The sequence below is a fragment of the Asaia sp. W19 genome, from assembly GCF_003994335.1.
Lineage (GTDB): Bacteria > Pseudomonadota > Alphaproteobacteria > Acetobacterales > Acetobacteraceae > Asaia.
Map to the genome: position 1 here is coordinate 26709 of NZ_PNQZ01000025.1, position 25981 is coordinate 52689.

The following is a 25981-nucleotide window of genomic DNA, read 5'->3' on the forward strand; positions in this document are numbered from 1 at the left end:
CCCGTATCTCCTCTTTCCTTGCTTGCGGATTGTCTGTTGCGCCGTCTTCGCCTCCCTGTGTTTCATCCGGAGAGCATAGCCGTTCTCACGCTGCTTGCTCCGATATTCCTCAGCATCCCCTGCATGGCGCAGCGTACTGAGGGCGCACAATCGGCGGGTGGGTTTGCTCCCGGCGCGCGCGCCTCGGCTTCGGCCAATGCAACACTGGATAGCGTGGTGGGTAATCGCCCTTCACCGGTGAAAAACGAGGTTTCTCTCGGCGGCATCACCTACCGGGTTTCGCCTCAGGGTGTGGTCAGCGGTCCTGACGGAAAGGCCGTGGCGGGGGGATGCCCGTCTCCCGTTTCCGTGGCTTCGGGTCAGTTCGTAGCGGGCGGAGCACCCGCCGAGCCAGCATTGCTCGGCTCTCATGGTGCGGGGATCGGAGCGGGGAAGAGCGAGGCGGTCATGATCGGGGTGACGAAACAGGCCCCTCGAATCGCTTCATCGAACGCACCGCCCGCATCAGGGGATATGCGGAATTATGCCACGATGAACGCGTCTTTCGGCCCCTCTGGCGTCTATGTGCTGCCCCATCCCTGCCGTATCAGCGGTGCGGGTAAGCAGGCCATGATCGCAGACGCTGCAGCGTCTCTCGCCTCGGCGGGGGGGAATGCCTTTGCTCTGGCCGGTAATCGCGAGGGTGTCCAACAGGTGGATCGTGCCACGCTTCTGCCTGGTGGCGACGTGATGCTCAGCTCCGATCAGGCCGCAAAGGCGGCGCCACAACTGACAACAAATGCCTCTGAGCGGCAGGGTGCGCCCGCCATACCCGCAGGCGAGCAGCCATGAGGCGCCGTCGCACTTTAGCGGGCCTGATCATTCTGGTCGCCGGGGCGTTTCTCCTGCCGCATGAAAGCGCAGCGCGTTCGATACTCAGGCCGGGTGGGGCTGCCTCTGCCTTGCCAGAACTCTCCTCATCCGCCCCCCGAAAACCGGCGCTCGTTCCCCAGGCGCTTAGCTCCTCCCGTCCGGCTTTACCACTTTTACGGGCGCTGGTTATCGCCCCGATGGGGATGAGCGCGCAACAGGAGCGGGACAGAGCGCTCACTACCGTCAATCTACCCTTGCTTGAAACCGCTGCGTTCTCCAAGCGGATCATGCCCTTCATCGGGCATTCCCTCAGCTTCGGTCAGATGCAGGGACTGGTGGATATTGTCGTCGGGTATTATCGCGAAAAAGCCCATGCCTTCGTGACCGTCAGCGTACCCCCCCAACGCGTTCATGCGGGCGTCCTGCGTCTCGACGTGCTGGAATATCGCATCGGCGCCCTGCGCGTGATCGGCAATCAGTGGTTCTCTGACCGTGTCATCCGCCAGCAAAGCGGTCTCTCCAGCGGTCAGGTGTCGACGCTCGATGCATTGCAGACGGATCTGCGCTGGCTCAACACCAACCCGTTTCGCACTGTCGATATGGTGTATCGGCCAGGCACCAAACCCGGCGTGACCGATGTTGATCTGCGCGTGGCCGATCGCCTGCCGCTTTACGTGTATGGTGCTTATGACAACCAGCTCGACCCTACTTTGGGGCGGCTGAACTGGGATTTGGGCGTCTCCTGGGGAGACGCATTCCACCTTGGCCAGACACTGACCTATCAATTGCAGCGCAGCGTATCAGGGCGGTTCACCGGTCATAACGCAAGTTGGGAAATTCCCCTTACATCCCGTGATGCCCTGCTGGTTTTCGGCAATTATTCGGTCTCTTACCCGGTGGCTGACCAGCCTTTGAGCAATAAGGGTATTTCGGGGCAGGCCTCGTTACGCTGGCTGCACATGCTGCCCCATCTGGCCCTTGGGGCGCGGTTTGGTGTGGACGGCACGGTTCAAGCGGGGTTCGACTGGAAATCCACGATTTCAGACCAGTTCAGCGCCGCCGTGCCCCTCATTCTGGCCAATGCCGAGACCAATCAGTTCGTTCTCGGCTTTATCGGCTCCGTGCAGGACCCTTGGGGCAAGACCGAAATCAATAATCAGATTGTCTATGGCCCGCCGGGTATCTCCGCCTATAACAAAAGGGGATGGTACGAGACCATTTTTCCTAACGCCAAGCCGAATTACGCCTATGACCGGCTGCTCCTGAAACGCGCCCTTTCTCTGCCTTTCGGTCTCACGGCCAATACGAAATTCGGCTGGCAGGGCGCCACGCATAATCTGCTCTACAGTGAGCAGCTCATGATTGGCGGCATGGGTACCGTGCGCGGGTATTACGTGAATACCTCCTTTGGCAGTCGCGGTCTGATGGCGAGCGAGGAAATCGACACACTTGGCTTTTCTCTGGGTAAATGGATCGGGCTGAATGCGCTTGATGACAAGAACACGTTGGGTGCCTTCTGGGACTGGGGCGATAATTCCCAGGTTCACCCTGCGGGGATAGGGCCGCGTGTCGTGACATTATCGAGCCTTGGCACCGCGCTGAGCAGCAAGATCAACCGTCATCTGAATGTGAGCGTCGATGCTGGCTGGAGGCTCCGGCGGGCTGCCAGCCGAGGAAGTCGAGGTGTGTTCTGCGACTTCAATCTCGTCGCTGGATTCTGATGGGGATAAAGTATCGTCCGTCGTAACCTCCAGTAAGTATTGCCTGGGATACGAGACCTATACTTTGGTATAGAGAGATCATACCAAAGAGGGCATTTGATCAGAAGCGTATTGTCATTAGGGAATCCCCGAACAGGGAAGATCTCGACATGAGCCATGATAAGCATCTCCGGAAAATCGCCTTTTCCTGTGGGAATCAGACCATTTTCGCGCGTCAGGCGGCCTGCATGGCAGGCCTGATGCTACCGCTCCTCCTGCCCTGTGAAGCTGCGCTGGCCGCGGAGCGTATCGCGACGGCAAAAGCCACTTCTGAGGGGAAAAATCATGCCGGAAACGCGGCCAGATCCGCAGATCGGAAAAACGGCCGAACTGTCAGCCGGGCGAAAGGAGGGGACCGTCAGATTTCGGGAAAAACTGCTGCGTCCCAGACCGAGACCATCAGGGTCGCCAGAGATGCCCATCGCGCAGTCCAGCCCAATATGACCGTGCTGACCCCGGCCGACTGGCGCAATACGCTGAGTGGTTCCAATCCACTCGCACTCCTCGCCCAGACGCCCGGTGTTTCCTATACGGCCTCGGATTCCTACGGTCTCGATGAGTCCGATGCGAGCCTGTTCCTGCGCGGGTTTCATATGAACGAACTCGGCATTCTCTTTGAGGGCATTCCGCTGAATGATTCGAGTTTCGGAACGCTGAGCGGAACAAATGTGCTCAATATCAGCGTCCCCGATACAATCGGTTCCATTGTCGTGTCGCCTGGCACCTCACGTGAGAGCACCTATTCGAGCAGCAATAATGGCGGCGAAATTCGCTACGCGCTCATGGCGCCCACGGAAACGCGCAGCCTTGCCGTCAATCAGGCCGTAGGCAGCAACAACACCCTTGTCACGACGCTCATAGGGCAATCTGGTACGCTTGGCACGTCGGGACCGCGTGTGCTCGCCGGTTTCCAGCGCATCAGTAAGGATAAATATCAGGGGCAGGGCTCGCAGAACATGCTGCGCGGCAATATCAAGGCGGTGCAGGATGTCGCCTGGGGCGATCTGACCGCCTTTTTCTCGGCCTCGCAAGCGCAGGTCTGGGGCTATAACAACGTGTCTCACGATATGCTGGACAAGCTAGGCTGGCGCGGCGCAGATTTCACCTATCCGAATTATGGGGCGGCTTACGACATGGCGCGTCCCGAAAATGCCGAGGCGCAATGCGGTCCCTATAGCTGTGCGGAGCGTGCGGCCCTGACCCCGTATGACAGCGGACAGGTCTCGCAGGATTTCATAGGGTCCCTGGCTCATCGCTTCAGGATCGGGAACCGCCTTTACGGCAAGGCGCTTTTCTACGGGGCGGGCACTTATACCGACGCCAGTGTTTCAGACCCGACAACCCCTTCCGAAACTGGCGCCCCGTTTTCAGAGCAGGTCTGGCATTCTGCGGTCCGGCGCTTCGGCGGCAGCCTTACCCTCGACTACCGGATCGGCCATCATCTTCTTTCTGCAGGACTCTGGCAGGAGACATCGCGTTCGGTGGCCGATCAGTCCTGGTATAACGAACCGCTCCTGGGGACTGGGGCACCACTCAGGGCTATCGGACCGTTTGATCGCTACGGACCCGCTTTTCAGACACAAAATCTCTCCCATTGGCACACATCTTCGCGCCAGATCTTCTTGCATGACGACTGGAAGCTCACGCCCTCCCTGCTCCTGGGGTTGGGGTTCAAGGCAATAGATGTGCATTCCTCGGGGGGCGGTGTTGGGGATGATGGCGCCCCCCGCGGGAATCTGCGCTCGCAAAACGGCTTCCTGCCGCATCTCTCCCTGCTCTGGACACTGTCGCCCCGTCAGGATCTGTTCATTGATGCCGCCCAGACCCAGAGCGGCTACCGCATGTCGCCTCGCGGCAATATCGGCTACTCCGCCTCGATCTGGTCCGCTTCGGATCAGGCAAGTTTCGATGAGGCCCTGTCGCGTATCGCCCCCGAAAAGGACATGACAGTCACGATCGGCGGACACCGAAAAGAGGGGCGCTTCAGATTGTCATGGGACGGGTACTTCTCGCTTGTCGAGAACCGGCTTGTTTCCGCATCGATCGGCACGTTGCACAGCCCGGTCAACACCGTCGGGATCGTGCGGGCATCGCATATCTGGGGGGGAGATGTCGCGGCCAGCCTGCCTCTGGGACCGTATCTGACACTCAGCCAGTCACTTTCGGTCAGTCGCTTCCGTTACGGTGGCGATCTGGTCGCCGGAGGTGAGATCTTCCCGATCAGGGGAAAGGCCCAGCCGGGTTACCCGGCGCTGTCTCTGCAAAGCTCGGCCTTTGTGCATGTCGGACAGGTCGAGGCCGGTGCGACGAGCGTCGTGTATCTTGACCGTCCTTTCTCGTACACCAACGACATCATGGGGCCGAATTACTGGAACACTACGGCCTATATTGCGTGGAAACGCCCTGGCCATGCAGGCTTGCCACCGCTCGACATGCGTCTTGATGTCTATAATCTGCTCAACAGCAAGATGATCGGCAACCTCAATGTGGACGGCGCCCCGTTCTCCGGAGATTATCAGACCATGCAGCGCTCGGCGCCGAGACAACTCGTTTTCAGCCTGGGTACGAGGTTCTGATCATGAGAAGAGGGAGCGGCACGCCCGAGACCGCCCGCATGGTCGCCCGCATGGCCCGGCAGGGAAAACGGCAGGGTCCCGAGCCACGTTATCCCGGTTCACTCGGCTCGGGCTCGGGCTCTGGCTCTGGCTCTGGCTCCGGGAAGGGGGGGCATGGTGCACGACCCGTTGCCAGTGCGACCCGTCCCATCCTGCTTGGCCTAGCCATGGCCGCCATTTTTGCTGCCGATACGATCACCCATTACGAGATCGCGATACCGGTACTCTATACGGTGGTGCTGCTGGGTGCCGCCTTCTCTTTTCGGCCCGGAAGTCTGATCTGGCTTGGCTGCCTGTGTCTTGGCCTGACCGGGGTGAGTTTCGCCTTCACCCTGCATGGCAACGCGGCCACCGGATTGATCAATCTGCTGATCAGCTCGGCGGCGATCGTCATCACCGCCTGGCTTGCCATCCGGCTTCAGCATGCCAAGGAACTGGCCCTGCAGGGACAGTCCCAGCTGGCACGCATCGCTCATGCGCAGATGGTCAGTGGTCTGACCTCGTCCATCGTGCACGAACTCAACCAGCCCCTCGCAGCCATCGCCACCAGCGGGCAGGCGTGTCAGCGCTGGCTCTCCGCAACACCGCCAAATGTCGACCGCGCGAATGCCGCGCTCGAGCGTATCATACGCGACACGACGCGCGCCGCTGATATCCTGACACGCATGAAGGATCTGACACGTGGCAAGGTGACCGAATGTCGGCGTTTCAACCTGGTCGATGCTGTGATGGATGTGGTGGCCATGGCTCAGCATCGTCTTGAGCGCCACGACATCGCGGCACGTATCCGCTGCAAGGCGGGCACTCTGTCTGCCTGGGGAGATCCGGTTCAGATTCAGCAGGTTGTGAGCAATCTCCTGCTCAACGCGATCGAAGCAATCGCGGTGCAGGGTACGGGTGGCGGCCATATAGAGATCGCCCTATGGGAGGAGGATGATTCCTGCCTGTGCCGGGTGAGCGACGACGGTTCCGGGATCGCCCCCACCCTCACGGATCACCTTTTCGAGCCCTTTTGGAGCACGAAGCAGGAAGGGACAGGTATTGGCCTCGCGATCAGCCGCACACTGATCGAAGCCAACAAGGGCCGGATCTGGCTGGCTCAGGATCGTCGCGAAGGGGCAGCGTTCTGCTTCAGTATCCCTGCGGCGCGCGAGGAGGAATCGTGATGGATGCTCGAAATGGGCTTACCGGAGAAACGATCGTCTACGTGGTCGATGACGATGCCTCGATCCGTCAGGCACTTGATGATCTGTTGAGCGCGGTTGGGCAAAAAGTTCGCTGCTTCGCCGATGCGGAGAGCTTCATTGTTGCGCCGAAAGAGAACTGCCCTGCGTGCCTGATCCTCGATATCCGGATGCCGGGCCTGTCCGGCATGGATTTTCACAGGCGCATGGCCGGGCTCGGTCTGGATTATCCGGTGGTCTTCATCACCGGCCATGGCGATATTGCCATGGGGGTCGAGGCCATGAAGAACGGGGCGATCGAATTCCTCACCAAGCCGTTTCGCGATCTTGATCTGCTTGATGCCATCCAGCGCGGCCTAGCAATCAATGAGGCATCACGGCGAGAGAGGGCGGAAGGCGAGGCGCTTCTGGGACGCTGGCGCAGCCTGAATGCGGGTGAAAAGCAGGTCGCCCGTCTCGTGGTGACGGGGCTGCTCAATAAACAGACGGCGGGAATACTGGGTGTCAGTGAGATCACTGTGAAAGTGCGCCGCGCGCAAATCATGCGCAAGATGGAGGCGGGCTCGCTGCCCGATCTCGTGCGTGAGATGGATCGTCTGAGAGGGCTCTCGCCAGCCGAACTCGAAAGCTGAAGGAAGGCCGATCCGCATGCTTCAGTTGAGCGGGATGGCAACCGCTACACCGGCGGCCATCGAGCCATGGCCCCGTCTCTGGTCATTGGCAGCGGCCCCGCCAGAAAGCGCATCACCTACCTGATGATGGTTGCGCTGGAAAAAATCGGCCTTCAGCGTAGCGTCGTCATTGCCGCCGTGTTCCTTCGGCGCATCCATGTCCTCATCGGGGAGAGGGGCTTCGCTGAAACCATTGGCCGCTGACGTAATGGGCGCCTTTACCGTCAGGGAAGCCTGCCGGATCAGTGGCTCGGTGGTCGTGACCGGGTCGAGGGAGAACGAGGAGACAGCGCCAAGCCCGGTCCCAGAGACCGACCGATGAATGCTGTGATGAGAGGCAGACGGCGCTGGCTGCGACACGGTATCGTCCGCCCAGACAGGCCTAGGCAAGGCACAGGCAACCAGGCCGAGCAACAGAACAGGATAGAGACGCACCGACGCGTTCCTTCTTGCGGATAACAGTATCGATTTACCGGGGGCCGGTGTGATGGCCAGCGACGAATACTGTAATCAGGCAGGAAAAGCGGATGCAACAGGAATGGACCGATTGTATCACGTCGACATCAAACGTGATGCAACCGGTCCGGGCAGGATACTCAGATCGGGAAGGCGTTATGTGCTGCGTCGGTCAGCACCGCAATTCCCGGGAGGAGCTTGCCCTCGAGCCATTCAAGGAAGGCACCGCCAGCTGTCGATACATAGCTCATCTTGTCGGCTGCATCGGCATGGCGCAGGGCCGATACCGTGTCACCGCCACCGGCAATGGTCTTGAGCTGCCCAGCCTTTGTCAGCGCGGCGGCCTTTTGAGCCACCGAGACGGTTGCCGCGTCGAAAGGCTTGATCTCGAACGCGCCAAGTGGACCGTTCCAGACCAGAGTCTTCAGGGCTTCGAGCTTCGCATTGATCAGCGCGACGGTTTTCGGACCGGCATCGAGGATCATGGCATCCGCCGGTACCGCATTGATGTCGCACACTTCCGAAGGGGCTCCTTCGCGGAATTCGCGTGCGATCACGGCATCAACCGGCAGGATGATCTCGCACTGGCCGTCCTGGGCCTGCGCCATGATCTTGCGCGCCGTCTCGTGCATGTCGGCTTCCTGAAGCGACTTGCCGACAGAAACGCCCTGCGCCGCAAGGAAGGTATTGGCCATTGCGCCGCCAATGAACAGCACATCGACCTTGCCCAGCACGTTCCCGATCAGATCGAGCTTGGTCGAGATCTTGGCGCCACCAATCAGGGCCCCCACCGGGCGTTCCGGCAGTTCGAGCGCTGCAGTCAGTGCGTTCAGCTCCGCTTCCATCAGGCGTCCGGCATAGGCCGGCAGATGATGGGCCAGACCCTCGGTCGAGGCATGGGCACGATGTGCGGCCGAGAAGGCGTCATTCACATAGACGTCGCCCAGACGGGCGAGCATGTCGGTGAAAGCCGGGTCGTTCTTTTCCTCACCCGCATGGAAACGGGTGTTTTCGAGAACGCAAACTTCGCCATCCTTGAGCTTTGCAACGGCTTCTTCCGCCTTCGGTCCAACGCAGTCGGACACGAAATGCACCTTGTGCTGGATCTTGGATTCCAGCATTTCGGCCACGGGAGCAAGCGACATGCTGGGCACGACCTGACCTTTGGGACGGTCGAAATGGCTCAGAATGATGACGCGCGCGCCCTTGTCGGCCAGCTCGCAGATGGTCGGAATGACGCGGTCGATACGCGTCGTGTCCGTGATGGCGCCTTCACGCACCGGCACGTTGAGGTCGGCGCGCAGAAGAACGCGCTTTCCCTCAGGAGACAGGTCATCGAGCGTGTGGAAACTGGCCATGCGCTATACTCCCGTTTTTCTTGGTTTTTAGAGGGTGCCGAAAAGCGCTGCCGTGTCGGACATGCGGTTCGAGAAGCCCCACTCATTGTCGTACCAAGAGCAGATGCGCACCATCTTGCCGCCATCGATCAGCGCCGTCTGGGTGGAATCGAAGGTCGAGGAAGCATAGGAGTGGTTGAAGTCGCTGCTCACCAGCGGGGCATCATTATAGTCGAGCACCCCCTTCAGCGGGCCCTCGGCAGCGGCGCGCAGGGCGTCGTTGATGGCCTGAACCGATGCCGGAGCGCGGCTCGGAATGAAATCGAGCGAGACGACGGAGACATTCGGCGTGGGAACGCGGATCGAGGTGCCATCCAGACGGCCCTTGAGGTGCGGCAGAACCAGACCGATGGCCTTGGCAGCCCCCGTCGAGGTCGGGATCATGTTCAGCGCGGCGGCACGAGCGCGGCGCGGGTCGCGATGATGCGTGTCCACCGTGCGCTGGTCACCCGTATAGGAGTGGATGGTCACCATGTAGCCGCATTCGATGCCGAAGGCCTCATCCAGCACCTTGGCGACAGGAGCCAGACAGTTGGTCGTGCAGGATGCGTTGGAGATGACCGTCATGTCCTTCGTCAGCATGGCATTGTTCACGCCATAGACGATGGTGGCATCGACATCGGTGCCCGGAGCGGAAATCAGGACCTTGCGAGCGCCAGCCGTGATGAGGGCGGAAGCCTTCTCCTTGGTGGTGAACAGGCCCGTACATTCCATGGCCACGTCAACACCCTGGAACGGAACCTTGGTGGGATCGCGCTCGGCGGAAACGCGGATCGGACCATAGGTGCGACCATTGGCTTCGATGATCAGGTTGTTGCCGTCGACGCGAATGGTACCGGGGAAGCGGCCATGCACGCTGTCATAGGCCAGCAGATGGGCGTTTTCTTCCACCGAGCCGAGGTCATTGATGGCGACAGGCACGACATCCGTACGTCCGCTTTCAATGATACCACGCAGCACCAGACGTCCGATACGTCCAAAACCGTTGATCGCGATTTTCACAGCCATTGTAGTCTCCCGGCCAGTAGGCGGTTTCGTTATAAGAGGCGAAACCATAGCACCCTTGGAAGACGAGACGAGAGGGGGCTACCAAGAATCTTATCGATATTTTCGTGAAAACTGGTCTTTCTGTTCCCGCTCTCTTGCTTGTGTCCGGTCTTCCTGCAAGTTCTCTAGGTCATGACGATGACGAATGCTTCCAATTGTGGTTTTCTGAAATTTCGCGCTTTGGCAGGCATCGCCATTTGCCTGTTTTCAGGCGTATTGACCGCCTGTACGCCACCCGACCAGCGCCTGTTCAACGCTAATGCGGGCAAGCCCCCCAAGCCCTATATTCCACCGCCGCCGCCCTCCAAGCCGCCACCGGCACCGTTCCTGCAGATCGTGGCAGGCACCCCGAAAGAGGAATGGGCTCCCGCCGTCGAACGCAGCACGAAACTGGCCCTGTCGCGCAGGCCGACCATCGTTTTCGTCGTCAATGTGCTGTCTCCGGAGGCTGGAAGTCCGGTCGCACAGGTCAAGTCGATCGAGGCCTTGACCCAGCAGGACGGCCAGGCAGTGGCTGATCAGATCGTGGCCGCGGGAGCCCCCATCAATCAGGTGCAGATCGAGGCCAGAACCGACACGTCCAGCCCCAAGGGCCGTATCCGTATCGATTTGCGCTAGGCGGATACTCTCTTGCGCCGCTCCCTCGCTGACCTCATCGCGGCCAAGGTATGACATCCGGCTTTGGGCCATTCCGTAAACCGGGCGGGGGTGTTAACCACCCTCGATATTGGCCCAAGGAGGAATGATCATGGGTTTGCGCAAGGATATCTGGCGGACGGGCATTCTCGAAGCCCCGCTCGCCACGCTGATCGAGACGTCCGACTGGTCCCGAATTCCCTGCCATTTCCTGCCTGACATGCCTCGCGCCTTTCAGTTCCGCGCTGACCCGTTCGGCGTGTGGCATGACGACATGCTGCACATCTTTCTCGAGATCTATGATTATCGTGATCGCATCGGCGCCATAGAAGTCTTTGTCTATGACCGGGCTTACACACTGCTCCGGAACGAGGTCGTCCTGCGTGAGCCATGGCATCTGTCCTATCCGCAGGTGATCGAGGCCGAAGGGAGTTATTGGATGCTCCCTGAAGCGCACCGCTCCGGCACGCAGACCCTCTATCGTGCCGAACGCTTTCCGGATCGCTGGGTCCCGGAAGCGACGATCGACCTCGGAGGCGAGATTGCGGTCGATGCGACCCTGCATTTTCAGGAGGGTCTCTGGTGGCTGATCTACACGCCGGTGGAAGCCGCCAAGAAGGCGCCGAGCCGCCTGCATGTAGCCTATGCCCGAACCCTGCATGGGCCCTGGACGCGTCATCACCAGAATCCTGTCCGCATCGACCCCTCAAGCGCCCGAGCGGGGGGAACCCCCGTGATGATCGATGGGCGGCTCATGCTTCCCGTGCAGGATTGCGCCCGGACCTATGGCGGGGCGATCCGGCCGCTCTGGTTCGATGAGCTCACGACAAAGCGTATCAAGACTCGCGCGGGCGCGGCTTTGCCCATTACCGCGACCTATGCCCCCTACAATGAGGGCATGCACACACTTTCTGCCGTGGGAGAGGTCACACTGTTCGATATCAAGCGCACTGAACTCTCCCCTCATGGCCTGGTGATCGAGGCCGGACGCGAGATACGCAAGCTGCGCAGGCGTCTCGGCCTGTCATGACACGCCCGCGCTCTGTCGACGCAGCCGATCCTGCTTGACGATTGCAGGCAACGACATCGGCACAACCCGCCATCGGGCGTATCTGTCGCCATCACACAGCATGCCGGTAGCGACAGACCTCGGACTTTTCTAACTTCTGCGGCCCGAGCGATGCCCGCTCATCCAGGGTGGAGGCATGTCCCCCGCCATGATGCAGCCAACGGGGTCGATATAATCCTCGATATCGGCGAGGCCGTATCGCCCGATCTGCTCCACGACGCTCGACGCCCGCTTGTAGCTCGACGGGAGTTCCGACACATCGATCCTGCCGCCCGAGAACCGGATATCCAGTCCGGGTGTCTCGGCAGCGAGCAGGGCCTCGGGAGTGGCATCGCCCATGCGCCGACGATGCTCGGTACGTGACATGTTGCGCCCTGCACCATGGGGCGCAAAGCCCAGCGCATGAGCGGCATTGCGTCCCCGCGCGACCAGAACTGGCTCGGCCATGTTCAGCGGGATCAGCACCTTGCCCGTCGCGTCATCGGCATAGCTTCCCCAGGCGGGGGTAGCGCCTTTGCCATGATGGTACAGACCGTCGCGCTCGAAAACGAAATTATGCTCATTCCAGAAACGCTCCACCGGGGTGAGGCGCAGGGTCTCCGTTACCGCCTGATGAATGGCATTGTGGTTCGCCTTGGTCCAGCGACGGATGATCTGCAATGCCCGCCAGTAATCGCGCCCCTCATCACTATCGGCCGGAATCCAGGCGTTCTGGCGCAGCGTCTCGGGTGAGAGACGTCGCCTCCAGCGTTCTGCCACCTCCACTCCGGCGCGATAGAGCTGAGCCCCTGGCCCGCGTGATCCATGATGCGTCACAAGAGCGGTATGACCTGTCGCGCGAGACCGACCGACGAACAGGAAGTGATTGCCATCGCCCTGCGTGCCCATATGGGCCTGCGCCGTATGCAGCATCTTCTGATGACCCAGAAACGGATTGGCACGAAATGCATCGAGCAGATCGAGTGACAAGGTGAAGCGCCGCCCCTGATCGCGCCCGCCTGCGCCGAAATGCGTGATGCCCGCAGCCGCATCGAGCACGGTGCCCGGATCTACCGGCCCAAGATCCGTCATCATGACCGAGCAGCAGATATCGGGCGAATGCATGCCAGGATGAATCGCATTGCGCGTGCTCACAATGCCGCCGACGGGGATTGTGCCGAGCGGTCCCGCCGGGCAGGCATCCGGCATGATCGCTGCTGCAACCACGGTCGGGGTGCGTACAAGGGTACGCATCGTGTCGATCACGCGCTCACGGTTTTCCGCCTCGTCCTGTGTGTCCGCGTCGAGCGAGATATGTAGCGGAATGGTAGCCGCTTCCTGCAAGGAGAGCTTCTCGGGCAGCGGCGGAGGGGGCACCGCAGCGCGAATGGCGGCCTCGTCGTCGCCCTGCGCTGCGAGTGCGCGCGCCCTGTCGAGCACGGCTCCAAAGCCAGGGCCGGGCATATGGCCCCAGCCAATAAGAACTTTCCCGTCGATCTCCATGGGCGCGGTCATGTTCATGTCCTTTCTCTTCGATTGATGCTTCTGGTCTCAGCATGGAGCGGGAAAGGTTTTGCCGATAGGAAATCCTGGAATCCTTCTAGGGAATTGATTTATATGATTTATTTCGAGTTTTCAATTTGCGGATTTTCTGGAAACGATCTTTCCGTATCGTGATTTATCTGAAATGATCAGATCATGAGAAACGTTGTCATCGGCCTGCTTGGTACCAAAATCGATCGGATGCGCGGAGTCGGTTCGTGGCAGCCCAGTATCAAGCTGTGCGGCCACGACTCCCTTCCGGTAGATCGCTTCGAGCTGCTTCATCCCGGTTATGCCGAGGCTCTGGCCCATCATGTCGCGCGTTGCATTGCCGCGCTCTCGCCGGACACAGAGGTGCGTCTCACTCCGCTCGATTTCGACAATGCATGGGACCTCGAGGAGGTCTATGCCAAGCTCTACGACTTCGCGCAGGCCTATGGGTTCGATGAGGACCGTGAGCGTTATTTCGTTCACCTGACCACTGGCACCCATGTCGCCCAGATCTGCTGGTACCTGTTGACGGAGAGCCGCTACGTTCCGGCCCGGCTGATCCAGATGGAGCCGGAGCGACCAGGCACCGGGCCGAACGGGCGCCTGAACGTCATCGATCTCGATCTTGCGCAATATGATGCGATCCAGCAGCGTTTCGATCTGGCTTCTGCCCAGCATTCGACATTGCTTCGGGGTGGTATTGGCGGCACCGATCCGGTGATCGAGCGCCTTATCGATCGGCTCGAGCAGATAGCCCTGCGCTCGGACGCGCCTATCCTGATCACAGGCGGAGTCGGGAGTGGCAGGAGCACACTTGGCGCGCGCGTCCATGAACTGCGACTTCAGCGCCGGCAGCTGCGCGGGAAACTGGTGCGCGTTAGCGGCACAGCCCTTGCGACACCGGATGGGGCCGCGATGCTGATGGGTCAGAAGCGCGGCCTCGGCAGCGCCACAGGAGCTGAACGGGCTGGATTACTGGCGCAGGCGCATCGCGGCACATTGCTTATCGAGGGGATGGAGCACGTCCCCCCGGCCCTGCGCGACAATCTCGTCCGCGCCGTGGAGTGCGGGCAGTACCGTCCGGTTGGCGGGGAGACAGATCTCGATATACAGATCCGCCTGATTGCTACTGCCCGAGATGGCGCAGGGCTGGAAACGCTTTTCCAATGGATCCTGCGCCTTCCTCCTCTGCGGGAGCGCCTGACAGATCTCGAATTGGAATTCGATCACGCGCTGGATGTCGCTGAGCGACGACTGGGTGCCAAAACCGGTTTCGCCCCAGGTGCCCGTGCACGGTATCTGCGTTTTGCGCGGTCTGCCGAGGCACGCTGGGCGGGAAATTTCCGCGATCTCACGCAATCGGTGCTCAGGCTATGTACCCTAGCGGATCGTGGAAGAATCACACTCCCCATGATCGAGGACGAGATCGGGGAACTGACCGAACGATGGCGAAACTGCGAGGCTGACACAACCAGCCTGGCTCGGCCCGATGACCGGGCGTTGCTGGCAGAGATCCTGCCTGATCCCGCAGAGATCGATGTTTTTGATAGCGTCCAGCTTGCCGCGGTAGTGCGTGTTTGCCGTCTGTCGGCCAGTCTCTCCGATGCAGGCCGCGCCTTGTTTGCGGTCTCGCGCACGCAGCGCGCAAGCCGTAACGATGCCGATCGCCTGCGCAAATATCTCGCCCGCTTCGGCCTCGACTGGGATGGCGTGAGATCAAGGGGCGGCCCTGGATTGCCCGTCTGAGGCCGTGCAGTCAGGGTTCGATGAGGGCGCGTATGTTCACGGCCATGGGCAGGCAGATCGGAGGAACAGAGTATGCGCGCAGGATCTGCACGCATCCGAAGGTTGTAAGCCAGTCAATGCGGGGGAGATGTCCGGTTTAGCGCGTAACGCGCTCGAAATCCTCGATCTGTGCAGCCAGATCGGCCCGCGTGCCATCGAGTATCTTCGCCAGATGTCCGTCCTTGGTGATCAGGGCAATTGCCGGGATCTGACGCACACCAAAGCGTGTAAAGGCAAGATTGTCGCTGTCCAGCAATACCCGGAATCCTGGGCCGAATAGCGTGCCGAATCCAGCCATATCTCCCTGTTCGGTCCAGAGCCGGGCACCGATGACCGTCCAGTCGATCCCGGAATGGGGCATGAGCTTTTGAGCAAGCTCTCTTGCGCGGGCGCAGTGGCGCGCGGTCGGTGGATCCATAGTCGCGAGGTAGCTCTCGCACCAGGGTGCGGTGAACAGCAGGATCTGAGCCCGCGTCGATCCTTCCGGGCGGAGGGAAGCGCTGGCGCCCTGCGTATCCGTGAGGCTCATCGCCGGTAGCTTTGCCCCGACGTCCAGGCTTGCCGTTTGGGTAACATCCGCAAAATGAAGGTCGTTCGTCGTCCGAGGCGTGGCCAGGACGCGTTCCAGGGCTGCGCTGAGCGCCGGGCCATCCTGATGGCCGAGATAGGCGAGGCGCCCGTTACGATCAATCAGCACGTGCAGCGGCGTCGCGCGGATCTGAAGCCAGTCGCTCAGTTTCCCGTCATCCATCACGACCGGCATGGTCAGTCCGGTCTTGCGCACGAAAGCGGCGATTTTTTCGCGGTTCTCGCCAAAGCCGATATCGACCGCAACGACGCTCATACGGGATTTGTAGCGCTGATAAAGCGCCTCGAAGCCCGGCATCTGGGCACGGCAGGGAATGCAATAGGTCGCCCAGAGTTTGAGATAGACGGGGCCCTTGCGGGTGAGCGCCGCCATGTCGAGCGTCTGTCCATCCAGTGTCTGCCAGCGCATGGCGGGGGCGGGGCGGCCGACCCTCTGCGCAAGTGCGGGGTCTTCCGCAATGAAACCTGCCGGGTCGGGCGCAGGTGCTGTCTCGGCCCGGGAGGATGAGGGGAGTGAGCACAAGGCAAGCAGGGCGATGGCTGCAAGGCCATGGTGAAAACCGGGCATGGAATTGCTCCGTAGCGTCAGAAGGGGAGAGGAATGAAGGCACTGCGTCGATCAGCGCAGAATGCCGGAAGCCCGGCGCTAGAGGGCGGAGCGCATCAGGGCGAGGAGCTGGCGGCAGTCGCCCTCGACCCGCTCGGGGCGGCTATTCGCGATGCCCAGAATGACGCCCGATCGCGCTCGCGATCCCTTGGCGAACCACGCCGAGAGAGGGGAGACACCCAGCGACGCCGCACGTGCCTGCAGGGCAAGGCGGGCATCGTCAAACCCCGAGGGCAGGGGGACCATGACGGACAGGCCTGCGCTCTGAGCCGCGGGAGCACCGCATCGTTGCAGCGTGTCGCATAGCAGTGATCGGCGTTCGGCATAGATCTGGCGCGACCTGCGGAGATGCCGGAAATAATGTCCTTCGCGCATAAAACGTGTCAGGGCAATCTGCACGGCATTATTAGGTGGGGTGGCGAGCCACCAGGCCATCTCGGTCAGGCGTTTCACGAGGCCCGGGGGCGCTACGACAAAACCCAGCCCTATCATGGGGGCAAGTGTCTTGCTGAAAGTGCCGATATGGATCACGCGATCCGCACCCTCGCCTGAGGCGAGAGCGGGCGGCGCACGTCCCTCGAGATGCAATTCGGCCAGATAATCATCCTCGATGATCCATCCATGGCTCTCTCTCGCCCAGTCCAGCAGGGCTTTGCGCCGTGCGGGGCTGAGGGAAACTCCCATGGGGGCCTGCTGTCCCGGTGTCACGAGGGCGAAAGATGCCGAGGGCGCCATGAAACGCCCCTGCGCGACATCGAGCCCCTCAGGGTCCACCCTGATCGGAACAGGATGTACCCCGGCGCTTTCCAATGCCATGCGCGTAACGGGAAAGCCCGGGTCTTCCACCCAGGCCTGTCTTCCGGGACTATCGATGGCGCGAAGCACCATAGCGAGCCCGCTGCGAAATCCCGTGGTGATCAGGATCTGATCGGGCGTGCAGCTCAGCCCGCGCGCAAGGGCGAGATGCGATGCCAGAGCCGCCCGTAATTCCGGCAGGCCGCGTGGGTCCATCACCCCGGCATGCAGTGCCGATATCTGGACGCCGTGGCGGTGCAGCCGCGCCCAGAGTGTGGCGGGAAAGGCATCCTGCGCCGGGATACCCATCTGAAAAGCAAGCGGCTGCTCGTTTCTATGCCGGAACAGGGCCAGCGCGCCATAATCGTCGGATACGGAAATCTCCCCTCTGACAGAAGCGTGCGGCACTTTGGGGGGCTCAGCCACCCGCGTCCCTGCAGCCCCGGCGGCCCGCAGCAGATGGCGATCGATCAGCCGGTCATAAGCGGTACGCACTGTGCCGCGTGCGACCCCAAGCTGCGTCGCAAGGTCACGCCAGGAAGGAAGGCGCGTGCCTTCAGGAAGCGCGCCTGAAAGAATGGCGCCTTCGATATGCTTCGCGATCTGCTCGCTCAGGCTAAGCGGATTGTCCCTGTCGAGCGAAAGGCTTGCGAAGGGCGGTCGTGAGTCTTTCATATGTGCGACCGGGACAGATGGGCCGTGCGCGCTCGGGCGTCAGGCCCTGACGAGGTGCCTGTCCCGATAGGAGAAATCGTGGTCAGGAGAACTGGGTCGAGCGCCAGGAGAGCCTGATCGAGAGCGGACTGGCAGGCTTTGCTATCGTGGAAGGCAGTCCCTTGTACCGGGATGAAATGCACATTGAACAACCCGATACATCCGAGAACCGCCCGAAGATACGGGGTAAAGAAATCCGGCTGTTGCGCCTCTCCGCCCAGAATGAATCCGCCCGCTGCGACACCGATCAGAACGAGCCGATCGGCAACGAGCCCCTGTTTTCCATTGGCGCCCAAGGCGAATGTGCGGTTCATCCGCACCACATGATCGAGCCAGGATTTGAGTGCGGCCGGTACCGTGAAATTATGCACGGGCGCTCCCAACACCATGACGGACGCAGCCTCGACTTCGTGGATCAGGATATCCGACAGTTCCGTCGACCCTTCGGTTCCCTCGTCGTTCGCGTCGGCAGGACTTGCGAGCAAGGCAGCGTAAGATGCATCCGGCGGGGTGAGCGTACTGATGTCACGTTTGACGATGGTCGCCTCAGGAATCAGCGTGCAGATCCGCGCAACGATCTCCGCAGAGATGCGCCTGCTCTGCCCATCCTGTCTGGGGCTGCAATCGATATGGAGGATCTGCATCGCCGGGCACCGTGCGGTTCTCGAAAAGGGGCTTGTGTCATCAATCCACCGGACGCGTGATGACAGGCCCATGAAACCGATATCGGAGTATACCAAGAATCTTGGTCCTCTCGGAATCTGCGTTCTTCCACCTGTCATGCGCCCCGGCATGACGGGAGAAGAGGTGAAGCGCCTTGGCGTTCCACCGAAGGAGATACCCGCTGATGACACAGCGTCTCGACTACGAAGCTCTCGCCCCGGAAGCTGTGAGCACCCTGGGGGAAGTCTATCGCTATGTGGCGCGGTCAGGGTTGGATGCTGGGCTGGTCGAACTGGTCTATCTGCGCATCTCCCAGATCAATGGCTGCGCCTACTGTCTCGATCTGCATAGTCAGGCTCTGCTGACCAGAAGAGTGCCCTCTCGTAAGCTTGCTGTGCTTCAGGTCTGGCGTGAGGCCGAGGGATTTTTCAGCGCGCGTGAAACCGCCGCTCTCGCCTGGGCTGAGACGGTTACCTGCGTGCGTGAGAGTGGTATTCCGGATGGCGAATTCCAAGGGCTCATCGGGATCTTTACGGAAAAGGAGATCGTCGATCTGACGGTCGCCGTGGGGATGATGAACCTGTTCAATCGTCTGGCGATCGGATTCCGACGCGCACCCGCCCCCTGATAACGCAAGAAGCAAGCTGACCCGCTCACGCATCCGCTTCCATCAAACGACGCTTCGGGCGCGAATCACGTCCTCGGCCGGGTTTCACTGCCCGGCCCTTGTCCCTGCAGCGCCTAGGCGGCTTGCTGATCCTGAGGCCTGATCCGGTTCGTGGGTGACGTGGATCCGTCGCCTGGATCGGGCGTTCACTTCCCTGATCAGCACAATGGTCCGGCTGTCTGAACGCACCCGACTGCGCCGTTTCATCTGTTGGGACGGAAACGTCGTTCGTCAAAAACGACCGTTATAGAGCCCTTCCGCAGCGCTGCATGAAGCGAGGAGTCTGGCGCCGGCATCCGGTATCACTCCGTAAAATCGCGTCACAGAATTGTACGTCTCCTGACCGTATGTTGCGATTAAGCAACAAAGATCACGAGAGTTCGTTAATCACCCATTATATTGTTTCGATATCGAAAAGCAGACTTACTATGACACATGTTGAAATAACGACAGCTATGACGAAAGGGCCCAGGAATGGCATCCGGAGTGATCTTGCCGCAGCGCATTAAGGGGTTGAGGCATAACGCCCTTATGGTCTCTCTGCTTTGCACGGTTTTCGCCTGCCCGACGATGGCGCAGGCCCAGACCCAGACTGGACCGACGGCAACGCCCCATAAGAAGGTCTCGACGCACAAGGCCTCGAAGGCAAGGCGCGGGACGGCAGCGCGTGCGTCAAAAGTCGTGCCAGCCGGGACGACTGCCCAGGCGAATGCGCCTGCTTCGGCAACGCCCCCGGGCACGAATACGCCTCAGCCCGTTCTCGCCAGCAGTGCCGCATCGATGCCAGACGCTGCTCCTCAGAAAGAGATGATCATCGTCACGGGCACACGTCTTTCACAGTCGCGTCTGACCAATGTCATGGCCGGCTCGACGCTGACCGCCGAGCAGATCCATCGACGCGGGTATTACGATCTGGGAACGGCGCTGCTGCGTGAAAACCCGGCCATCAGCCAGGGCGGCAATTCGACGATAGGCAATCAGGGGAGTTTTGGTGCCGGTCAGTCCTTTATAGGCCTGCTCAACCTGGGCGCCGAACGTACCCTGACGCTCATCGATGGCATGCGCATGGCGGGCGGTGCGACTGCCTCGATCTATGGCGCAGGGTCAGGCTCGCAGGTGGATGTCAGCACCATTCCGACATCGCTGATTAAGGGCATCGATACGCGTCTTGGTGGTGCCGGCGCGGCCTATGGTGCCGATGCCGTTGCGGGTGTGATGAACTACACGCTCGATGATCATTTCACAGGTGTCGATTTCAACGCACAGGGCAACTGGTCGCAGAAGCTCGATGCTCCTGGCGAAAAGCTGACATTCAAGGCAGGCCGCAATTTCGATCATGACCGGGGTGGTATCGTCTTCGACGTCGAATATCGTAACCAGGGCGGCATGGTCGCCAATGACAGGCCGGATGTGTTCGGGCGCGATGCGGTGCTCTATCATCGCGTACCTCTGGGACAGAGCGCACCGTACACGTATGTTCTCGGAGCGGGATCGCGCTTCATCCAGAACTCGGTCACGGGTATTCCCATGATCACAGGCGATTATGGGAATCTCCCCGTATATGCAGGCTCGGCAGGTGCTGCTCTGGCGGGGCAAGCCAATAATGCGGTAGCCAATGCAGCCAATCAGCCGCTCATGTTCAGTCAGAACGGGCAGTCGCTCATTCCGCTCACTGCTGGCACGTTGCTCAAGGGCGATACGACGCATGGTATTGGTGGCAATGGCATCGCGCTTCAGGACTACAACCAGCTGATTGCGCCCAATGACAAGCTCAATCTTACCCTGTTGGGCCATTACGACATTACTCGCCATATCCATGCGACATGGCAGGGATGGTATGCGCGCGGCAGCGCGGAGAGCCAGGTCGGTCAGGGAACATGGAGCACAACCCAGTTTGACAATCCGCTGACGCTCAATACCGCTGGCCCCATGAGCAGCAGCTACTACACCAATGATGTGGTCAATGGTGCCTATGCGCTCAGCACCAGCAATCCTTATCTGACCAGCGCAGAACAGCAGACCATCAAGAATGCCCTGGCAGCCAACGGCCAGCCCACCGACACGTTTTATCTCAACAGGCTGAACCAGGATCTCGACGCCGGGCTCTATCGCACCACGGTGCAGATGTACCGCTTTCAGGGGGGGCTTGCGGGTGATTTCAATGCGGTCGGGCGCAAGTTCGACTGGAAGGTACGTGGTGAATACACGCGCTACATGAACAATACCTGGACGCCCTCGATCGTCACAGCCAATCTCGTGAACGCGCTGAACGCGGTGCAGGATTCCAGCGGCAATATCGTCTGCGCGCCTGGTTACCAGAATGCGCCCATCGCCACCCGCAGCGCGACCTGCGCACCGCTCAATCCGTTCGGCTATAATCAGATGACGCCGGGTGCGCGTGATTACGTTATTTCCGACGCGCATTCGACCAACAAGAATACGCAGCGCGATATTCAGGCCGAACTGAGCTCCACCGTTTTCCGCCTGCCTGCCGGCGATATTCGCTGGGATCTCGGGTATGAGCATCGCCGCGAAGGCTACCACTTCGATCCGGGTGCGTTTTTCCGCGGCTGGCCGCAGGGCGATGGCACCTATCAGCAATACGGCAACAGCACGGCCATTCCCCCAACGGGCGGCGCCTATCATACCCATGAGGCGTTCGGCGAACTCGACGTTCCCTTCGTGTCGCCCGCCATGCATGTGCCTGGCATCTACAATCTTTCAGCGACGGCAAATGGCCGCTTCATCAATAACAGCATGACCGGCAATTACTGGACGTACATGTTTGGTGGGGCCTGGTGGCCGACCGAGGATTTCGGCCTGAGTGGCAATTACGCCCAATCTGTGCGTAACCCTTCCGTGACTGAACTCTTCTCGCCGCGTTCGACCGATTATGAATCGGGCACCGATCCCTGCTCTGATGCCGGTATCGGCTCGGGTCCCAATCCGGCCATTCGTGCAGCAAACTGCGCCAAGGCAGGCATCACCCAGCCCTTCACCTCGAACTTCAATTTCTACACCATTCCGGGTACGACTGGCGGCAACCCCAATCTGAAGAACGAGACGTCAAAGAGCTATACGGGATCGCTCGAGTTTCGTCCGCATTTCGTCCGTGGTCTCGACATGAAGGCCTCCTTCGTCGACGTGAAGGTCAAGAACGCCATCACCTCGCTCGGGCCGCAGGATCTGATGAATGCCTGCTATGACTCCAGCAGCTACCCGTCGAACGCCTTTTGCAACAGCTTCATCCGTGACTCTTCGGGCCAGCTTTCGACCTTCAATGCTGGCTATTACAATATCGCCAAGTATGAGACCCAGGCGCTGCAGGCGACCATGGACTATTTCACCCCGCTCACCCGTTTCGGCTTCGGCGCTGGTGCTGGCGAAATCGACCTGAGCGGCAACTACGTCCATTATCTCAAGAGCCAGGACACCTATCTGGGAAGCACCTATCTGCTCTCGGGCACGACGGATGCGCCCAATGACAACTTCACGCTCAACCTGAATTACATGAATGGTCCGTTCTCGGCCCAGTGGCAGACACTCTGGTATGGCCCGACGCAGTATAAGGTTCAGGTGCCTGCCACACGCTATCAGGATAACAAGCGTCCGTCATTTGCCTATTTCAACCTCTCACTGGCCTATGACATCACCAAAAATCTCTCGGCCAATTTCGTGATCAACAACATCACGAACGCCCTGCCTAAGGATCCTGGGATCTATGACACCAATCGCTACTACGAAGCGCTCATCGGACGGAATTTCCAGCTGAATATCGGCGTTCATTTCTGATCCGAGACCGATAGGAGAGTTCAATCGGAAGGGATGCCGCAGTTCGGCATCCCTTTTTTTCGTCCAGGTGATGCCAACACCGACGACGAAAGGCAGGCTCTCGACCGCAGGCTTGAGGTCTCAGGTGCCGCAGAATGTAGCCTGCACCACCTCCTCGGGGAGGGGCGGTGTCTCATAATCGGCGTCATCCTCGAACGGGCGCACGAGACGCGCGAGCAGACGCTGGAAAACCTCGAAATCTCCATGCTCGGCGGCGTCGATGGCCTCGGCGATCCGATGGTTGCGGGCGATCACTGCGGGGTTGCTTTGCGCCATCAGGCGGTCCTGCTCTGCTGGCAGGGCCTTTTCCCGGGCGCGGCGTGTCTTCCAGTCTGCCAGCCAGCCACCGAGCGCGTCAGAGACAGGTTTTTCGCTGAGGGGCTCGTTCCGTGAGAGACGTCTGAAACTCAGCGTCCAATCCAGTTTTTCCTCTTCAAGGATCTCCAGAAACCGCACGATCAGCGTCTTGTCCTCAGCCTCGCTCTGCATAAGGCCCAGCTTCGGCCGCATGCGCTCCAGCCAGGCCGTATCATAAAGCGTGCCGAACTGGCCAAGCGCCTCCTGTGCCCGGGCCAATGCGCGCTCCTCGTCAGGGTCAACAAACGGCAAAATTGTCTCGGCCAGACGAGCCAGGTTCCATCCTGCCAGGCGGGGCTGATTGCCATAGGCATAGCGCCCGTTCCGGTCGATCGAACTGAACACCTTGTCATGGCGGTATGCGTCCAGAAAGGCGCAGGGGCCATAATCGATTGTCTCTCCCGAAATGGCCATATTATCTGTATTCATCACCCCATGCACGAAGCCCAGGCTCATCCAGTGCGCGATCAGCCGAGCCTGCGCGGCGACGACATTTTCGAAGAGTGCGCGCACCGGGTTTTCCGCTGAGGCAGCGCCCGGATAATGGCGTGCAATCGCGAGATCACACAAAAAGCGCAGGGCCTCGCTGTCCTGGCGCGCGGCAAAATATTGAAACGTGCCCACGCGCAGATGGCTTGCGGCGACGCGGGTCAGAATGGCCCCGGGCAGGGGCCGGTCACGCCACACAGTCTCGCCTGTGAGCACGGCGGCGAGGGCGCGCGTTGTCGGAACACCCAGAGCGGCCATGGACTCGCTGACGAGGTATTCGCGCAGTACAGGGCCAAGTGCGGCGAGCCCGTCGCCGCGTCGGGAAAAGGGTGTCGGCCCTGAGCCTTTGAGTTGCACATCGAACGTGCTGCCCTGGGCCGTACTTACCACCCCGAGCAGATGCGCCCTTCCGTCGCCCAGTTGTGGCACGAACTGCCCGAATTGATGGCCGGCATAAGCCTGCGCCACAGGCGGCACAGCCTCATCGCGCCATTGTCCGCTGAAAAGCGCCACGGCCTCTGGCGATCCGAGCCATTCCGGTGAGAAGCCGAGTGTCTGTGCAAGCGCCGAGTTGACGGCAATCAGACGCGGTGCCCTGAGCGGCGCGGGAGCGGCCTGAACGGCCATGCTGGTAGGAAAAGGAGCGCGACGGAGGGGAAGCGACATGAAACCTCATGGGCGTAACCCGAATGACACCTGTCATCCCGGCAGGAACGAGCCTGATATTTGCTCAGAGATGGCGTTATCCCCGGCCGGTGCAAGCGCAAGGATCGAGGGGGCCGAAGTTTTTTCAATCCCTCTCTTCCCATTTCAGGGCGGCACGTTCACAACCCGTTCATGCCGAAGCATCCGACAGCCGCAAAGAGGATCATCCATAATGTCAGCTTTCTGACCTTGGGGCGCATTGCCACGGCCATTTGCAGCTTCGCCTATATAGCGTTTGCCGTACGTGCCCTTGGGCTTGCCCAGTTCGGCCTGCTGATCCTGATCCATTCTCTGGGGATCATGGCGTCCACCTTCTCGCGTATGCAATCCTGGCAAACATTCATCCGCTACGGCAATGAGCCCTACGCGCGGCGTGACCTCGCGCTTTTGCGACAAATCCTCGGCTTCTGTATCCGGCTGGACATGCTCTCGGCGGTGGTGGCCATCGCGATCGGGGTCATCAGCGTCGCGTTTTATAGTCATGTTGCTCACTGGACCCCCTGGGTCACGACGCTCGCCTATGGCTACGCTCTCATCTGTCCGTTCATGTATACCGGCTGGAGCAACGGGGTTCTGCGCCTGACGGACCGTTTCCATCTCGTGCCGATCAGCGATACCTGCACCGCCATTTTCCGTACGGCGGGAACGGCGCTGGGCTTCGTGCTGCATCTCAAGCTCGGCTTCTTCGTGCTCGTCTGGGCCGGAGCCGTGTTGATGGATTACGGGCTGTTCCTGTATTTTGCGCTTACCACCCTGCACCAGAAAATCGGTTTGCGCCTGCATCCGCGTGATGTGTTCGGTCAGTGGCGCTGGCAATTGCCGGGAATGTGGGCCTTCACGCGTTCGACCAGCATCAATCAGACTCTTGGTGCCGTGTCCGGGCATATCAGCACGCTTGTCGTCGGGTCGCTTCTGGGTTCGGCCGAGGCCGCCGTGTTCCGTATCTGCCGACAGATTGCTGACGGGATCGTGACCCCGGCCCAGATGCTCTCTCCCGTGCTCTATCCCGAACTGGTCAAGATGCGCGATCGTCAGGACTGGTCGGGACTCAAGCGGATCACCTGGAAGATCTTCTTCATGCTCTGCGCCGTCTCGGTGGCGCTGCTGCTGGTGGCGGCGTTCTTCGGGGGGCGCATCTTCTCGCTGATGCTGCATATCCATCTGCACGGCACGACCTATTACATCTCGATCATGCTTGTCTCGGCGGTCCTGACCCTGCTCGTCGTGCCGCTCGAACCGCTGCTTACCGTCATGGGGCAGATCGGCTATCTGATGGCCAACCGCACCTGGATCACCCTGGCCTATTTTCCGGTGCTCTATGGTCTGACTTCAGTATGGTCGCTCAAAGGCGCCTGCTATGCGACGGTGTTCAGCAGTCTGGCCATGTTTATCACGCGGCTCTGGCGCGCCATCATCTGCTCGCTGCGTCCCACGCAGCATGCAGGTGTGACCGGGGGAGGCGGGGTGGCCAAGGACACAGCCAGGGAAGCCTCTTCCGTCTCGCCGCCCGATACGGCTCCCGACAGGATCCTGAAGCAGCCCGTCGACGAAGAGGTGCCGATCAAGGCCTTAACCTGAAGC

Annotated in this window: 19 protein-coding genes; 11 read left to right on the forward strand and 8 right to left on the reverse strand. The window is 60.5% G+C overall.

Going from position 1 to position 25981, the window contains the following annotated elements; genetic code table 11:
• The first annotated feature begins 123 nt into the window (after positions 1-123).
• The 5 genes from C0V97_RS06060 to C0V97_RS06085 all read left to right on the forward strand — a co-directional run bounded on the left by C0V97_RS06060 (position 124) and on the right by C0V97_RS06085 (position 7043).
• A complete protein-coding gene (locus C0V97_RS06060) occupies positions 124-831 on the forward strand; it encodes a hypothetical protein (RefSeq protein ID WP_127101716.1) in 708 nt (235 codons plus the stop codon).
• Positions 828-2573, forward strand: coding sequence for a ShlB/FhaC/HecB family hemolysin secretion/activation protein (locus C0V97_RS06065; RefSeq protein ID WP_127101718.1), 1746 nt, complete (start codon positions 828-830; stop codon positions 2571-2573). Before C0V97_RS06060 ends, C0V97_RS06065 begins: the two co-directional genes overlap by 4 nt.
• 149 nt (positions 2574-2722) lie before the next feature.
• Positions 2723-5188, forward strand: a complete 2466-nt coding sequence (locus C0V97_RS06070; protein ID WP_127101720.1) for a TonB-dependent receptor — start codon at positions 2723-2725, stop codon at positions 5186-5188.
• 2 nt (positions 5189-5190) lie between these two features.
• A complete protein-coding gene (locus tag C0V97_RS06080) occupies positions 5191-6393 on the forward strand; it encodes a sensor histidine kinase (protein ID WP_158625354.1) in 1203 nt (400 codons plus the stop codon).
• Positions 6393-7043: a response regulator transcription factor gene (locus C0V97_RS06085; RefSeq protein WP_127101887.1), complete on the forward strand. Its 651-nt coding sequence runs from the start codon at positions 6393-6395 to the stop codon at positions 7041-7043. The genes C0V97_RS06080 and C0V97_RS06085 overlap by 1 nt, the downstream gene beginning before the upstream one ends.
• 21 nt (positions 7044-7064) lie before the next feature.
• Here C0V97_RS06085 and C0V97_RS06090 read toward each other — a convergent pair whose 3' ends face one another.
• From C0V97_RS06090 to gap, 3 genes are all read right to left on the reverse strand, one after another.
• On the reverse strand, positions 7065-7517 hold the full coding sequence (locus tag C0V97_RS06090) for a hypothetical protein (protein WP_127101724.1): 453 nt from the start codon (positions 7515-7517) through the stop codon (positions 7065-7067).
• Between the two features lie 161 nt (positions 7518-7678).
• Positions 7679-8896, reverse strand: coding sequence for a phosphoglycerate kinase (locus C0V97_RS06095; protein WP_127101726.1), 1218 nt, complete (start codon positions 8894-8896; stop codon positions 7679-7681).
• 27 nt (positions 8897-8923) lie between these two features.
• Positions 8924-9943 (reverse strand): type I glyceraldehyde-3-phosphate dehydrogenase, encoded by a 1020-nt coding sequence (gap, locus tag C0V97_RS06100; protein WP_127101728.1) that lies wholly within the window; start codon positions 9941-9943, stop codon positions 8924-8926.
• 171 nt (positions 9944-10114) lie between these two features.
• On the opposite strand from gap, the gene C0V97_RS06105 reads away from it, so the two are divergent.
• Together C0V97_RS06105 and C0V97_RS06110 are read left to right on the forward strand one after the other, a co-directional pair.
• Positions 10115-10600, forward strand: coding sequence for a hypothetical protein (locus C0V97_RS06105; protein ID WP_127101730.1), 486 nt, complete (start codon positions 10115-10117; stop codon positions 10598-10600).
• Positions 10601-10730: 130 nt separating this feature from the next.
• Entirely contained in the window at positions 10731-11648 is a 918-nt protein-coding gene (locus C0V97_RS06110; protein ID WP_127101732.1) for a formyl transferase, read from the forward strand.
• A 129-nt stretch (positions 11649-11777) separates the two neighbouring features.
• Here the strand turns inward: C0V97_RS06110 and C0V97_RS06115 are convergent, their stop codons facing one another.
• Complete coding sequence (locus C0V97_RS06115; RefSeq protein WP_199751673.1) at positions 11778-13181, reverse strand: RtcB family protein; 1404 nt, start codon at positions 13179-13181, stop codon at positions 11778-11780.
• A gap of 183 nt (positions 13182-13364) precedes the next feature.
• Here C0V97_RS06115 and C0V97_RS06120 point away from each other — a divergent pair, with 183 nt between their 5' ends.
• The gene (locus C0V97_RS06120; protein ID WP_127101734.1) at positions 13365-14945 is read left to right on the forward strand and encodes an RNA repair transcriptional activator RtcR family protein; all 1581 of its coding nucleotides are present in this window, start codon (positions 13365-13367) and stop codon (positions 14943-14945) included.
• 136 nt (positions 14946-15081) lie between these two features.
• Here the strand turns inward: C0V97_RS06120 and C0V97_RS06125 are convergent, their stop codons facing one another.
• The 3 genes from C0V97_RS06125 to C0V97_RS06135 all read right to left on the reverse strand — a co-directional run bounded on the left by C0V97_RS06125 (position 15082) and on the right by C0V97_RS06135 (position 18332).
• Complete coding sequence (locus C0V97_RS06125; protein WP_127101736.1) at positions 15082-16140, reverse strand: thioredoxin family protein; 1059 nt, start codon at positions 16138-16140, stop codon at positions 15082-15084.
• Between the two features lie 78 nt (positions 16141-16218).
• Positions 16219-17649 (reverse strand): PLP-dependent aminotransferase family protein, encoded by a 1431-nt coding sequence (locus tag C0V97_RS06130; RefSeq protein ID WP_127101738.1) that lies wholly within the window; start codon positions 17647-17649, stop codon positions 16219-16221.
• Positions 17646-18332, reverse strand: coding sequence for an FMN-dependent NADH-azoreductase (locus C0V97_RS06135; protein ID WP_127101740.1), 687 nt, complete (start codon positions 18330-18332; stop codon positions 17646-17648). Before C0V97_RS06135 ends, C0V97_RS06130 begins: the two co-directional genes overlap by 4 nt.
• 203 nt (positions 18333-18535) lie before the next feature.
• Here C0V97_RS06135 and C0V97_RS06140 point away from each other — a divergent pair, with 203 nt between their 5' ends.
• Both C0V97_RS06140 and C0V97_RS06145 read left to right on the forward strand, forming a co-directional pair.
• Complete coding sequence (locus C0V97_RS06140) at positions 18536-18979, forward strand: carboxymuconolactone decarboxylase family protein (RefSeq protein ID WP_127101742.1); 444 nt, start codon at positions 18536-18538, stop codon at positions 18977-18979.
• Positions 18980-19510: 531 nt separating this feature from the next.
• Complete coding sequence (locus tag C0V97_RS06145) at positions 19511-22810, forward strand: TonB-dependent receptor domain-containing protein (RefSeq protein WP_233582006.1); 3300 nt, start codon at positions 19511-19513, stop codon at positions 22808-22810.
• A 120-nt stretch (positions 22811-22930) separates the two neighbouring features.
• Here C0V97_RS06145 and C0V97_RS06150 read toward each other — a convergent pair whose 3' ends face one another.
• Positions 22931-24361 carry a YdiU family protein gene (locus C0V97_RS06150; RefSeq protein ID WP_127101744.1) on the reverse strand — a complete coding sequence of 477 codons (1431 nt, stop codon included), beginning with the start codon at positions 24359-24361 and terminating at the stop codon, positions 22931-22933.
• A 171-nt stretch (positions 24362-24532) separates the two neighbouring features.
• Between C0V97_RS06150 and C0V97_RS06155 the strand changes: the two genes are divergently transcribed.
• Positions 24533-25978 (forward strand): lipopolysaccharide biosynthesis protein, encoded by a 1446-nt coding sequence (locus C0V97_RS06155; protein ID WP_233582007.1) that lies wholly within the window; start codon positions 24533-24535, stop codon positions 25976-25978.
• Positions 25979-25981 lie beyond the last annotated feature (3 nt).

What these genes read in the sequence shown, in the direction of transcription:
- C0V97_RS06140 (WP_127101742.1), top strand. Translation starts at nt 18,536, where the DNA reads ATGACACAGCGTCTCGACTACGAAGCTCTCGCCCCGGAAGCTGTGAGC.
- C0V97_RS06135 (WP_127101740.1), bottom strand. Translation starts at nt 18,332, where the DNA reads ATGCAGATCCTCCATATCGATTGCAGCCCCAGACAGGATGGGCAGAGC.
- C0V97_RS06110 (WP_127101732.1), top strand. Translation starts at nt 10,731, where the DNA reads ATGGGTTTGCGCAAGGATATCTGGCGGACGGGCATTCTCGAAGCCCCG.
- C0V97_RS06125 (WP_127101736.1), bottom strand. Translation starts at nt 16,140, where the DNA reads ATGCCCGGTTTTCACCATGGCCTTGCAGCCATCGCCCTGCTTGCCTTG.
- C0V97_RS06070 (WP_127101720.1), top strand. Translation starts at nt 2,723, where the DNA reads ATGAGCCATGATAAGCATCTCCGGAAAATCGCCTTTTCCTGTGGGAAT.
- C0V97_RS06080 (WP_158625354.1), top strand. Translation starts at nt 5,191, where the DNA reads ATGAGAAGAGGGAGCGGCACGCCCGAGACCGCCCGCATGGTCGCCCGC.
- C0V97_RS06095 (WP_127101726.1), bottom strand. Translation starts at nt 8,896, where the DNA reads ATGGCCAGTTTCCACACGCTCGATGACCTGTCTCCTGAGGGAAAGCGC.
- C0V97_RS06150 (WP_127101744.1), bottom strand. Translation starts at nt 24,361, where the DNA reads ATGTCGCTTCCCCTCCGTCGCGCTCCTTTTCCTACCAGCATGGCCGTT.
- C0V97_RS06120 (WP_127101734.1), top strand. Translation starts at nt 13,365, where the DNA reads ATGAGAAACGTTGTCATCGGCCTGCTTGGTACCAAAATCGATCGGATG.
- C0V97_RS06115 (WP_199751673.1), bottom strand. Translation starts at nt 13,181, where the DNA reads ATGACCGCGCCCATGGAGATCGACGGGAAAGTTCTTATTGGCTGGGGC.
- C0V97_RS06130 (WP_127101738.1), bottom strand. Translation starts at nt 17,649, where the DNA reads ATGAAAGACTCACGACCGCCCTTCGCAAGCCTTTCGCTCGACAGGGAC.
- C0V97_RS06105 (WP_127101730.1), top strand. Translation starts at nt 10,115, where the DNA reads ATGACGATGACGAATGCTTCCAATTGTGGTTTTCTGAAATTTCGCGCT.
- C0V97_RS06060 (WP_127101716.1), top strand. Translation starts at nt 124, where the DNA reads ATGGCGCAGCGTACTGAGGGCGCACAATCGGCGGGTGGGTTTGCTCCC.
- C0V97_RS06085 (WP_127101887.1), top strand. Translation starts at nt 6,393, where the DNA reads ATGGATGCTCGAAATGGGCTTACCGGAGAAACGATCGTCTACGTGGTC.
- C0V97_RS06155 (WP_233582007.1), top strand. Translation starts at nt 24,533, where the DNA reads ATGCCGAAGCATCCGACAGCCGCAAAGAGGATCATCCATAATGTCAGC.
- C0V97_RS06065 (WP_127101718.1), top strand. Translation starts at nt 828, where the DNA reads ATGAGGCGCCGTCGCACTTTAGCGGGCCTGATCATTCTGGTCGCCGGG.
- gap (WP_127101728.1), bottom strand. Translation starts at nt 9,943, where the DNA reads ATGGCTGTGAAAATCGCGATCAACGGTTTTGGACGTATCGGACGTCTG.